This is a genomic window from Brevibacillus halotolerans (assembly GCF_026891775.1).
In the GTDB taxonomy this organism is placed as follows: Bacteria; Bacillota; Bacilli; order Brevibacillales; family Brevibacillaceae; genus Brevibacillus_B; species Brevibacillus_B halotolerans.
The window spans coordinates 90,198-102,501 of sequence record NZ_JAPTNK010000004.1; the positions used below are offsets into that span (position 1 = coordinate 90,198).

Annotated in this window: 15 protein-coding genes; all 15 read right to left on the bottom strand. The window is 42.8% G+C overall.

Translation table 11 applies throughout. The features are described from left to right. Positions 1 to 8: 8 nt before the first annotated feature. The 15 genes from O0550_RS07515 to O0550_RS07585 all read right to left on the bottom strand — a co-directional run bounded on the left by O0550_RS07515 (position 9) and on the right by O0550_RS07585 (position 12,084). Entirely contained in the window at positions 9 to 749 is a 741-nt protein-coding gene (locus O0550_RS07515) for a WecB/TagA/CpsF family glycosyltransferase (protein ID WP_003334283.1), read from the bottom strand. 133 nt (positions 750 to 882) lie between these two features. Then, the gene (gene fabZ, locus O0550_RS07520; RefSeq protein WP_068792317.1) at positions 883 to 1,311 is read right to left on the bottom strand and encodes a 3-hydroxyacyl-ACP dehydratase FabZ; all 429 of its coding nucleotides are present in this window, start codon (positions 1,309 to 1,311) and stop codon (positions 883 to 885) included. Between the two features lie 146 nt (positions 1,312 to 1,457). Further along, positions 1,458 to 1,985 (bottom strand): CDP-alcohol phosphatidyltransferase family protein, encoded by a 528-nt coding sequence (locus tag O0550_RS07525; RefSeq protein WP_003334281.1) that lies wholly within the window; start codon positions 1,983 to 1,985, stop codon positions 1,458 to 1,460. A gap of 235 nt (positions 1,986 to 2,220) precedes the next feature. Continuing rightward, positions 2,221 to 2,463, bottom strand: a complete 243-nt coding sequence (locus O0550_RS07530) for a DNA-directed RNA polymerase subunit beta (RefSeq protein ID WP_022586165.1) — start codon at positions 2,461 to 2,463, stop codon at positions 2,221 to 2,223. A gap of 26 nt (positions 2,464 to 2,489) precedes the next feature. Beyond that, positions 2,490 to 3,344 carry a flagellar hook-basal body protein gene (locus tag O0550_RS07535; RefSeq protein ID WP_003342347.1) on the bottom strand — a complete coding sequence of 285 codons (855 nt, stop codon included), beginning with the start codon at positions 3,342 to 3,344 and terminating at the stop codon, positions 2,490 to 2,492. Between the two features lie 18 nt (positions 3,345 to 3,362). Next, positions 3,363 to 4,265, bottom strand: a complete 903-nt coding sequence (locus tag O0550_RS07540) for a flagellar hook-basal body protein (protein WP_022586164.1) — start codon at positions 4,263 to 4,265, stop codon at positions 3,363 to 3,365. 12 nt (positions 4,266 to 4,277) lie between these two features. Next, positions 4,278 to 5,285 (bottom strand): rod shape-determining protein, encoded by a 1,008-nt coding sequence (gene mreB, locus O0550_RS07545; RefSeq protein WP_018669762.1) that lies wholly within the window; start codon positions 5,283 to 5,285, stop codon positions 4,278 to 4,280. 96 nt (positions 5,286 to 5,381) lie between these two features. Then, entirely contained in the window at positions 5,382 to 5,666 is a 285-nt protein-coding gene (gene spoIIID / locus O0550_RS07550; RefSeq protein ID WP_003334276.1) for a sporulation transcriptional regulator SpoIIID, read from the bottom strand. 262 nt (positions 5,667 to 5,928) lie between these two features. Beyond that, complete coding sequence (locus O0550_RS07555; protein ID WP_258425964.1) at positions 5,929 to 6,648, bottom strand: M23 family metallopeptidase; 720 nt, start codon at positions 6,646 to 6,648, stop codon at positions 5,929 to 5,931. An 86-nt stretch (positions 6,649 to 6,734) separates the two neighbouring features. Further along, complete coding sequence (spoIID, locus tag O0550_RS07560) at positions 6,735 to 7,733, bottom strand: stage II sporulation protein D (protein WP_258425965.1); 999 nt, start codon at positions 7,731 to 7,733, stop codon at positions 6,735 to 6,737. Between the two features lie 100 nt (positions 7,734 to 7,833). Next, positions 7,834 to 9,009 (bottom strand): aminotransferase, encoded by a 1,176-nt coding sequence (locus tag O0550_RS07565; protein WP_258425966.1) that lies wholly within the window; start codon positions 9,007 to 9,009, stop codon positions 7,834 to 7,836. After that, a complete protein-coding gene (locus tag O0550_RS07570; RefSeq protein ID WP_003334271.1) occupies positions 9,006 to 9,506 on the bottom strand; it encodes an Lrp/AsnC family transcriptional regulator in 501 nt (166 codons plus the stop codon). The genes O0550_RS07565 and O0550_RS07570 overlap by 4 nt, the downstream gene beginning before the upstream one ends. 158 nt (positions 9,507 to 9,664) lie before the next feature. Further along, positions 9,665 to 10,999, bottom strand: coding sequence for a UDP-N-acetylglucosamine 1-carboxyvinyltransferase (murA, locus tag O0550_RS07575; protein WP_003334270.1), 1,335 nt, complete (start codon positions 10,997 to 10,999; stop codon positions 9,665 to 9,667). A 20-nt stretch (positions 11,000 to 11,019) separates the two neighbouring features. Further along, positions 11,020 to 11,769: a YwmB family TATA-box binding protein gene (locus O0550_RS07580; protein ID WP_022586162.1), complete on the bottom strand. Its 750-nt coding sequence runs from the start codon at positions 11,767 to 11,769 to the stop codon at positions 11,020 to 11,022. A 75-nt stretch (positions 11,770 to 11,844) separates the two neighbouring features. Beyond that, a complete protein-coding gene (locus tag O0550_RS07585; protein WP_003342326.1) occupies positions 11,845 to 12,084 on the bottom strand; it encodes a DUF1146 family protein in 240 nt (79 codons plus the stop codon). Between the last annotated feature and the right edge of the window lie 220 nt (positions 12,085 to 12,304).

Below are 12,304 nucleotides of genomic sequence, written 5' to 3' on the forward strand. Positions count from 1 at the left end.
TCCCCTCTCTACTGAGACTCGGAACGTTTCTTCAAACGGCTCCACAGCACTGTGGCGACAAAGTGTGGTATTGCCAGTTGTCTTCTCCATCTCGATGGATCTTTTAGTAAGCGATATAGCCATTCCAAATGTAATTGCTGCCACATTTGTGGGGCACGTTTTACTTTACCAGAAATGACGTCTAAGCATCCTCCAACTCCCATAGCAAGTGAAACAGGAAGTGCATCCCAGTATTTTGCTATCCATTCATCTTGTTTTGGTGCACCCATGGCTACAAATAGTAAATTTGGTTTTTTTTCTTGTATATCCGCGACAATTCTGGCCTCTTCCTCAGGCTTAAAATATCCATGTTGTCGACCAACAATGTTTGCTTGTGGAAAACGTTCCTGTAGAACTTCAGCCGCTTTCTCGTTTACATCCGGCGAAGCCCCTAATAAATAAATTCCCCAATGATTTTCATTGGCTTGTATCATGAGATGCTCTAATAATTCAACACCTGTAACACGTTCGCGTATCGGGGCGTTTAACCACCGAGCTGCATAAATAATTCCAATGCCATCTGGCACTACATAGGCTTGTTCCATCAAGCGTGCCATGTTTTTGTTTCCTTGAGATAGCATCACGATTTCTGGATTGGCGGTAACGACGTGTGTACGCTCCCCAAGTCTGACAAGATCGGTCAAATGCTGCACCGTATCCTGCAAACCTTTAGTAGAAAACGGAACCCCCAGGATTCGCGCGACTTTCATAATATATGCCCCCACTAATTCTATTATGTAGGCCTTAAAGAGACAGGTTGCACGTAGCCAATTTTACTCTAAAAGAAAGGCACATTCAAGATCAATTCCAGAATGTGCCCATGTTCTTCTTTGTCTAATTTGCTTATTTATTGGCGATGGCAAACATAATTTCGCCTTCTGCCACTACTTTTTCGCCAACTCGCGCCACTGCATTTCCTTTTCCAACAGCACCGCGAACCCTTGTCATTACTACTTCTAACAGCAATGTGTCACCTGGCTTTACTTGTTCTTTAAAACGGAAATTGTCAATACCTGCAAAAAAAGCTAATTTCCCTTTATTCTCTTCTTTACCCAAAATTGCTACTGCACCGACTTGAGCAAGTGCTTCCACAATTAATACGCCTGGCATAACAGGATAACCGGGAAAATGCCCTTGAAAAAATGGTTCATTCATCGTTACATTTTTCAATCCGACAGAGCGTTTCCCGTATTCTACCTCTACAATTCGATCCACTAAAAGAAATGGATAGCGATGAGGGATGATCTCCTGAATTTGTACAGCATCTAAGATTGTTGGATATTCCACGCGTCTTTCCTCCACTTCCATATTTTCACTAGCTATGCTATGTATGTGAGTTGTTTGATCTACTTACAATATAAGTACTCCCTTGTCTTGTCCCAATCAGGACGAGGGTTTCCTATAAAGGGGCACTTCGGTTACGGAGTGCTCTTTTCTCCTATATCCTTGTTTAACAATAATACCTTCATTAAATAAATGGCACTGGTCAAAATGGAGAACAAAATAACGATCCATAAAAATAATTCACCATATGTGTATTGAAACATGATGGAAGTAAACACGATATAAAATAACACGGTGGTTACCTTCCCATAAATATTAGCCGATACGAGCTTCTTTCCACGAAAATGAAAAAAGGCAGAAAGAATAATCATTGCTAAATCTCGTAAAAAGAATACGGATGCAGCCCAAATGCTGATACGACCAGATAGCAAGAACGAAAAGATAACGGCTAACATCATCAATTTATCGGCTAGTGGATCGAGCATTTCACCTGTTGCAGTAGTCATTTTATAAGTACGTGCTATATATCCATCCACCACATCCGTAAGGCCTGCGAAGATAAGAATGAAATAGGCCCAGATAATATGGTCGGAAAAGAACACAATTAGGTAGATCGGGACCAATGCGATGCGTAAAAGAGTTAACGCATTAGGAACATTCACCGAGCATACCTCCGTTTATTCCGGCTCTGTAACAAGAGCGAGAAGAGTATTTTCCAGAGAAAATCGTTCATCTTATGTTCACACAAGCACTTCTCATTATACCCTTTTCAGCGAACAAACAGCAACTAGGAGTAAGGAAGGAATCAAATCTATTCCATTTTGCACCCTCATCATGAAAAAAGAAGCCCTCTTCCCCTACAGAAAAGGACTTCTATCTGATCATGCTTGTACTTTATTAATTTGAAAACATCAAATCGTAAATATGCTTGTACGTCTCAAACTGGAATGCTTGGGATAGAGGCATCTTTCCCACGACAGAAAACCCGATAGCAAGGCCTATCGCAAGAGAGATAAATAACAGGATAGGCACCATGGTTACTTTTACAAGCACTCTTGGGAAGCTCCTACCTTTTTTCGACTTTACCTCTTTTGCATCCAACTCTTCACGTTGTGTGTTACGTCCTCTCACCTGGTTCACTGCTTGGGGTCCTCCTTACTAATTTCCTATCGGCTACGTAGCATATTTGCTGTACTCATCATCTGATCGCTAATTGATAGCGCACGTGCATTAAATTGGTAGGCACGTTGAGCTAGCATAAGCTGAGTCATTTCGTGATTCAGCTCTACGTTTGAAGTTTCCAGCATGCCTTGGCGCAGTTGACCTTCACCACTAGCATAATCAATTCTGGTCATACCTGCCAAATCAGCGGCGTTATTCGTAATACGTAGATTATTTTGACCTACTCGCTCATATCGATCTTGGTTTTTAATCTTAAATAAAGGAATTGTACTGACAGATGCTGACTTTCCATTAACAAGAATTTCACCGTGATCGTTGACAGTAATTTGCCCGCCTTGCGGGTCATCGATGTCAATTTCAATACCTGAAGCGTCGACAAGCACTTCACCAGTAGCCGTTAGCAGATTATACCGCTCATTTGCATTCTTTTGCAAATGGAAATTACCATTACGTGTTGCATAATACTCTTCTGCAGGGCGTCCATTGCGGAAAATGACTTGTCCGTTTTCATCCATCATTTGCTTGCGGACTATAAACATGCCGTCGCCTTCAATCATAAGGTCAGTGGGAGCTTCTGTCGTAAGCACTCCACCTTGCTTTAGACTGGTGCGGGTCATGCCCAGCTTCACACCGCTTCCAATAGAGATGCCCGCTGGTGTATTACGATTGACTTGATCCGTAACTGGTTGTTTGTCCATAGTGTCTGACAACAACTCGGAAAAATCTGCGCTGCTCCCCTTAAAACCTACAGTGTTCACATTAGCAATGTTATTTGATGTAACGTCAAGCACCTGTTGGACAGCACGCAGGGCAGATGTAGAAATATTTAATGATTGCATGCAGGCTCCCCTTTTCTATTAGGTTACACGTCCAACTTCATTTACGGCTTTATCCATCGTACCGTCCAATGTGGTAATTACGCGCTGATTTGCTTCATACGATCTCATTACCGTCATCATGTCAGTCATTGTACGGGTTGGATCAACATTGGCACGCTCAATCCATCCTTGTCGGATAGCATAGCGCCCAGTGTCAGTGCCTTCAAGAGCTTGTACATCCTCAGGATTTTGCGGACGAAATACATTGTTTCCCTCGCGCACCATTTGAAAAGGATTATTTGCTTTTACAAGTCCTAATTGACGTGTCGTACCGTCTGACAGGTGAATGAGTCCATCAGCATCAATCGTTATTTTTCCATCTAATAGACCCGTGTCATCGCTAATCTGAATAGGACGATTATCATTGCCTAACAGATAGTAGCCATCAGAATTCACCAGATATCCTTGGGTATTTACATTCCAATTCCCATTGCGTCCATAGCGAATTTGTTCCGCTGTTGCCGTCCCGTTTGCGTTTTCCAATTTAGCTACACTAACAAATAGCTTAGGCTGAACTGGTTTCCGATTAAAGAGGGGGGCATTTTCCGGGATTGGCAGGTTATCCGTCAAAGCAACATCATACGGATTATTACTCTCAGCAATATCCCCTTGAATAAAGTTAGAAATCGATTCAGACATATAGACACCTTGATGCAGTCTGCCGATTTGTACCGAATGCCTGTCAATCTTCGGGTAGCCCTTTACCTCGGGACCTTCTTCATCATTCATACGCATCAATAGCTCTTCAGGAAACGAGCGTAGCACGCCCTCATTCTGTTTGTATCCTGGTGTATTTATGTTGGCCAAATTGTTAGCCAACGCCTCTTGACGGTTCTGCAATGCCACCATGCCGGAGCCGGCCGTGTATAGCCCTCTAATCAAGAGAACTCCTCCTTATCCAAAAAACTTTTTACGACTAGGAAGTTTATCCAGATAATCAAGCATCAAGCCTGTTCCTTTGGCTACGCAGTTCATAGGTTCTTCTGCAACCAATACAGGTACCTTCAGCTCGTCCATCAGCATTTGATCTAAACCGTGCAGGAGTGCTCCTCCGCCGGTCAAGAAAACTCCCTTATCAATAATATCGGCAGAAAGCTCTGGAGGTGTTCGTTCTAAAACATTTTTTGAAGCTTGTACGATCTGACTCACTGATTCAGCCAGGGAAGTCTGTACCTCCTGCGAACGAATCGTGATGGTTTGCGGCAAGCCACTTACCATATCACGTCCGCGGATGTCCATTTCATCCTGGCGTGAACCATAGACAGTTCCGATCTGTACTTTGATGTCTTCAGCCGTCCGTTCTCCGATTAACATTTTATATTTACTCTTTATGTACCTCATAATGGCTAGGTCAAATTTATCACCAGCTACTTTGATCGATGAGGCGGTGACGATATCTCCCATGGATAGAACCGCTACATCCGTGGTTCCACCGCCTATATCAACTACCATATTACCAGATGGTTGGTAAATATCCATTCCAGCTCCGATAGCTGCCACCTTTGGTTCTTCTTCAATGAACACTTCACGTGCCCCTCCACTTCGCTCAGCAGCCTCACGGATTGCTTTTTGCTCAACAGATGTAATATTGGTTGGGCAGCAGATAAGAATACGAGGACGCGCGAAAAAGCTTTTTGCTCCGATTTTAGCCATAAAGTGTTTTAACATTGCTTCTGTAATCTCGAAATCAGCTATAACCCCATCACGCAAAGGACGAATCGCAATAATGTTTCCTGGTGTACGGCCGACCATACGATGTGCTTCGTTCCCGACAGCCAAAACCTTTTTGGTATGATCATCTATTGCTACTACGGACGGTTCATCTAAAACAATGCCTCTGCCTTTAACATAAATTAACACATTGGCAGTTCCTAAGTCGATTCCAATATCTTTACTCAACATGAAAGGGCCTCCCTGTACTTACTAACCTTGCTACCTAATACTATAGGAATTATTTTGGAAATGTACAAGGAAAACCTTCATTAGATAAAATATTTCTTACACACTCTCTTCCTGCTCTCTGCGAGCCTTTTTATTCTTGCGCTTATACTTGATTTTGGTAGCCTCTCCACCACGTAAATGACGAATTGCTTTATGATATTCTAAAATCTCTTTTACTTGGTTAGCCAGTTCGGGATTGATCTCTGGCAGCCTTTCCGTCAAATCCTTGTGGACCGTACTTTTGGACACTCCAAACTCCTTGGCGATCATGCGAACCGTATTGCGCGTTTCCACAATATATCTACCTATTTTAATGGTTCGCTCTTTGATGTAATCGTGCACGCCCCTCGCCTCCCAGCATCAAATTGTCTGATACAATATATGGGTTGAGGGGGACACATATTCTACATATCCTCATGTGACAAGCCAACAAGTACCCATCTTTTTTTGAGGGGTTGTACACTAGCTAGGCAATTATCCGCACCACATCTAGGGTTTGGCTGCTTTTACACAACAACAGACCTGCCATAAAAAAAGAGCTGAGATTTCTCCCAACCCTTTTTTTCCTAAGGCTATGCGACAGGTGTACTGAAACATTTTCCGTTTATTGCGGTTGTGCTTCTTTTAAAAACTTGTGCGGATCAATGGAAATTCCATCCATGCGAACTTCAAAGTGGAGATGTGCTTTTGCATCCTTCTCAAATACATTACGCCCTGCTGTACCGATGACCTGCCCTTGCTTAACTTCATCATTTTCCTTCACGGTAACTTTCTCCAAGCTCTGATATACACTTACCAGCTTATTGGCATGCTCGATTTCCACTAAATTTCCTACCAATTGATCATTGTAAACTTTCATAACTTTCCCGTCACCAGCAGCTGCTACATCAAATCCTTTACCGTTCGTAGAGATTAAATCAATCCCTGTATGCGGTACGAAAGAATCGTTAAATTTGACTAATGACTTAGATTGTTCATCAGCATTCGCTTCTTCATTGAAGAAACCCATGCCAATCTCATACATGACTTCTTTTGCTACCGGCCACGCAAGTGTCGGTGTCGTGTTGTTGACCGCAACAGCTTCCTCGTTCTCATGAACAGTAGCTGGTTTGTTTTCACCATTGACTACCGTCACCTTGTCAATTTGTTGTGGAGTCTTGGTTGCTTGATTTAGTAAGCTTCCTTGATACCACATCACGAATGCTAGGATAATTGCTGCTGTACCGATGTAGATAGCTGGGAATGCCCATTTTTTGCCTAGGATACTTCTCCATGTTGACTTTTTCATAGAAACAGGTTGTTTTTGATTTCTTTTATCTTCCATTTTGATCACCTCATCCCTCAGTATCGCCAGTTTTTTGACGTATAAACCTGAGAAACAAGGGAAAACTAAAAAAATTTTCTCACACCTTATACTTTCATAACCTTCTGATAATCTTGCAGGGTAATTCCTTTATAGTAGTATTTCACGATCTGCTCTGCTGATTTACCTGCTTTCGCCATTCCATTGGCTCCCCATTGACTCATGCCTACTCCATGACCGTAGCCTTTTGTGGTGATCACTACATTTCCTTGTTTGATTTTCATAGAAAATGAACTAGAGGATAAACGCAGTTTTTCTCTTATTTCCTTTCCGCTAAACTCCTTTTCCCCTACTTTAATACGTCCAATCCGGTTACCGGCTGTTCGCTCCTCAATGGAATACCAATGGCCATCAGAAGCAGTCGCTACAATCATTACACCTAGCCTTTGTTGAAATTGTTCAATTGGAATCTGAACGCTTTGTTCATACCTAGGAGAATCAATATCCCAAGGACTAGCTACACTCTGCAAATAGGGAATGCGGGATGACCAGTAATCCTCTGCATTCTCGGTAAATCCATTACTGGTTGAAAAAAAGGTAGCTTCAATTGGCTTACCTTCATAGGTTAGTACTTTGCCAATAGTACCTTTAACAGCTTGATGAATCCGATTTTGCTTCCACTCATACTGCTTTCCCCACATTTTCTTTCGCTCTGCTTCTCCTAAGAAGGCTTGGTGCCTCACTGTATCAAGAACATGCGCCCCCTTAGGTACGTCTTTAAAATCACCATCCGCCAATCGCCGGACAATATAGGTTCGAGCTGCCATTGCTTGGGCTTTCAGTGCCTCTAGCTCAAATTCGGCTGGCATTTCCGCCGCAACCACACCCTCGATATACGTCTCTAGCGGCATTTTTTCAATCTTATTTGATTTGCTACGAAAGACATTTATCTGAGGCTGGTTCTCCGAATAGGATTCACCCTGCTGTTCCACCATCACAACAGGGGATACTGCTGGATCGGGCGTGTGATACATGACTAGAGCCGCCGGTACAAAAACAAGGAGAATCGGTAGAGCGAAGATGAGAAAAAGAAGGTAACGCCTCATAAAAAATCCCCCTGCCTTTTCAACTAGACAACCTGCTGCTGTACTAGTCTATGAATGAAGGCAAGAGGATAGAACGATTTACAAGATTAGAAAAAGCAAGTTAAGAGAGACGTTCTACGAAGCGACCCATACGCTCTAGCGCCCTCTCCAATTGTTCAAAGGATGTGGCGTATGAGCAACGAATATATCCCTCTCCACTAGTACCAAATACATCGCCTGGAACAACCGCTACCTTTTCTTCCATTAGCAAACGCTCTGCGAATTCAGCGGATGCTAATCCAGTAGAAGCGATAGATGGGAAAGCATAGAAGGCTCCCGCTGGTCTATGGCATGAAAGTCCCATTTCAGAGAAGCTTTTGACAACAAAGTTACGGCGTTGGCCATAGCTCTCTACCATACGATCTACATCGTCACGCCCTCCACGCAAGGCTTCTAGGGCTCCCATCTGTCCAGTAATCGGGGCACAAAGCATCGTATATTGATGGATTTTTAACATACCCTGCAATAAATCTTCCGGAGCACATACATAACCTAGACGCCAGCCTGTCATAGCAAAAGATTTAGAGAATCCAGAAATCAGAATCGTACGCTCCTTCATCCCTGGTAAGCTCACAATACTCTCATGCTTTTGGTCAAAGGTTAGCTCAGCATAAATTTCATCAGAGAGGACGAGTAAATCATGCTTGGTTAAGATCGGCTCTAATTCCTTCCATTCCTCCAAGCTCATAATGCTGCCAGTCGGATTGTTCGGATAACAAAAAATAATCGCGCGAGTTTTCTCCGTAATTTTGGCTTCTAGTTCCTGTGGTGTCAGTTTAAATTGGTTTTCTGCATACGTGTGTAAAAAGACAGGCACTCCACCAGCCAAACGAATGACAGGCTCGTAGGAAACATAGCATGGCTCAACAATTAGCACCTCGTCACCTGGATTAATAATCGCTCGCAGCGCAATATCAATCGCTTCACTCGCTCCTACTGTCACCATAATTTCTTTGGTAGGGTCGTAGGAAACACCGATTAGCTCCTCTGTGTAGCGCTGAATCTCTTTTCGCAAATCCATGAGTCCTGCATTGGAGGTATAAGCCGTATAGCCGCATTCCAAAGAAGAGATAGATGCCTCACGAATACGCCAAGGCGTCACGAAGTCAGGCTCTCCTACCCCTAGAGAAATGACACCTTCCATAGAAGCTGCCAAATCAAAAAAGCGGCGAATGCCAGAAGGTTTAAGTTCTCCTACGATGGCTGACAAACGGCTTTTATTAGTCACCTGACTCATGGCGTTACCACCATCCTGCGATCGTCATCATTATCTTCTAAAATAGTACCATCGTGCTTGTAGCGCTTCAAAATAAAGTGAGTCGCTGTAGAAACAACGTTATCTAAAACAGCTAATTTCTTCGTAACAAAGTTAGCAACCTCATGCATTGTTTTGCCTTCTAATACTACTGAAATATCATAGCCAGCTCCTGACATCAGGTATACGGCCTTTACTTCAGGAAAACGCGAGATGCGCTCTGCTACCTTTTCAAAACCAACCTCACGAATCGGTGTTACTTTCACATCAATCATGGCTGTTACATTATGATTATCCTCAACACGATCCCAGTTGATCAGTGCTGGATATTTCACAATAATCTTCTCAGATTGCAGACGCTTAATCTCTGCTTCAATCTCTTCTTCTGTACTATCCAACAAGAGCGCAAGTTGTTTATTGCTCAGTCGGCAATTTTCTTCCAGGAGCATTAGCAGTTTTTTGCTTTTCACAGTCTCCATGATCTTCTTCTCCCATCCATTACATGCTGATTTTGTTATCAGTTTTTTTTGCTTATCCATCATCTTACCACGGGTTTCGAACTCATCCCAGTACAAATGTAGAAAATCCCTCACCAAAAGGCAAGGGATTCCCAGACCTATCCAGCCTAATTTATACGTTACGCAAAATTAGGAGATAGATTTACTTTCAAGGCTTTCGCTGTTACTTTTTCAGAGCTTGGAGCTACTTGCTCTTCTACCTTCACACGCTTTACATTTGCACCTAGCATTTGCAATTTTTCAGTGAAGTTCACATAACCTCGGTCAAGGTGATGCAAGCCGCCTACTTCTGTCTCACCTTCAGCGATCAGTCCAGCCAAAATCAGTGCAGCACCGGCACGCAGGTCAGTAGCACTCACTTTAGCACCAGTGAGTGGCACATTCCCTTCGACAATAGCACTGCGACCTTCAATCTTGATATTAGCGCTCATGCGTCTAAATTCCTCGACATGCATGAAACGATTTTCAAATACAGTTTCCGTAATAATGCTTGTCCCTTCCGAAGCAAGCTGTAACGCCATCATTTGCGACTGCATATCAGTTGGAAACCCTGGATGCGGTAATGTTTTCAAGTCTACTGCTTTCAATGAACCCTTGCGAGTAACACGAATGCCATTTTCTTGTTCATCAACAGTAACACCCATTTCACGAAGCTTAGCAGTTACAGATTTGACATGATCGGAAATAATTCCTTCAATAAACACATCTCCACCTGTAATAGCTGCTGCCACCATGAAGGTTCCGGCTTCAATGCGGTCAGGGATCACACAATGTGTGCAGCCCTTCATGCTCTCTACGCCTTCAATTCGAATGGAACCTGTACCAGCTCCACGAATTTTAGCGCCCATGCCATTTAAGAAGTTAGCCAAATCAACAATCTCTGGCTCTTCTGCTGCATTTTCAATAATTGTTGTTCCTTCAGCTAGACATGCAGCCATCATAATATTTTCAGTAGCCCCTACACTTGCAACATCCAGATAGATTTTTGCTCCTTGCAGGCGACCATTAACATTCGCTTCAATAAATCCTTGGCCAATCTCAATTTTAGCACCCATCGCTTCAAAACCTTTAAGGTGCTGATCAATTGGACGCGTACCAATCGCACATCCACCAGGCAACGCAATACGAGCTTTTCCTTTACGCGCAAGCAAAGGTCCCATCACAAGGAATGATGCTCTCATTTTGCGTACCAATTCATAAGGCGCTTCTACACCCTTTAAATCAGTCGCATTAATGGTTAACATTTCATTTTGATATGTAATGTCAATTTGCAGGGTTTTAAGCAATTCACAAATTGTATGGACATCATCCAATCCAGGAACGTCATGAATGATAGATATTCCTTCTTCTGCCAAAATAGATGCAGCAATAATCGGTAGAACCGCATTCTTCGCACCAGAAACCTTTACGTTTCCTGCTAATGCCTTACCACCGCGGACAATAATTTTTTCCAATGTTATACCCCTCCGCGTGCTTAGTATTCCGCTGTGATGATAGGTGTCCCTAAGGTGATCCTAGTCAATTGGTTCAACGAATCTACATGTGTCGCTACTTGCACATTCATTTTCTGATCGTTGGTTATTATATACGGCTTCCATTGCGCGGTAAAGCCCGAAATACTAGTCACAGATTCATCCTGTAATCGCTCAACTTCTTGTGCTTGGAGGAGGGCAAAAACCTTATTAATCCTAGCCTCCTGCCAACCATCACTCAGTGTATCATTGTATATTCCGCGAATACAAGTGCTAAATTGCGGAATCAGACCCCTTCTTTTGGTCTCAGCCACAACTTTTTCATACGCTCTCTCCATATCTTGCGCATGAATCCGCTTCCCTTCCAACGAGATCACCAAATATACGCTGATGTTATGGGGCTCAGGTAATCCTATCAAGCGAATATGAAGCTTGGTTTGACCCACTTTTCCTTCGGTTTGATAGATGAGCTGTTTTCCCTCTGCGGTTACTGCTTGTGCAGAAGGTATCCCCAGAATACCGCTCCATTCATGACCGAGAGAAAGAAACTCTGTAGCCGTGCTAAGAGTTGCAAGCTGTATACTGGTCCGATGCTCAATGTCGGTTATGGTAGCCTCAGTGGCTTCGGCAGCTTCTATTAACTGCGCTGCCACAGATGCTTTGGTTACTTGTGTCCAATAGGAAAAGCCACTTGCAACAAACAGCCCAATACACAACAAGACAACATAGACCATAGTTATATGCTTTTTCATTCTTTCCCTCTCCCCGTACACTTTTTCTATATCTTAATAGTCATTGTGTACGTAAAATTGGAGGGTTATACCAATCTACTGAAACAATTGATTCAGTAACAGAGAATAACCTAAATAGTCCATGAAAAAACGTGCTACTCCATGTCCGATAACAATGGAAAGCAAGATTTGTAACAGCTTGGTTTGGGCACTATCTGCACGTTTTACAAATAGATCAAAGCGAAAAGCTTGTATAGCCCACCAGCTAATACCTATACAGATGACAGAAATAAGAATCATCATCAAGGAGTAAAGTCCATTTGAACCGAGCAACAAAACTCTCACTTCTTTCTATAAACTCATTTTCCATTTTTGTAATGTTTCCCTGCGTGAATTCTTTTACTACTTTACCATAGACCTGTTGGCATTGAAAGGAAAAGGCGCTAGATATCATAGAGATGTTAGAAACTTTATAGGTAGTAAAAAAATTAACGATTTCTCAGCCTCTGATCCATTAGTAGGACAGAACAAACATACGCTTTTTTCTAATAAAAAG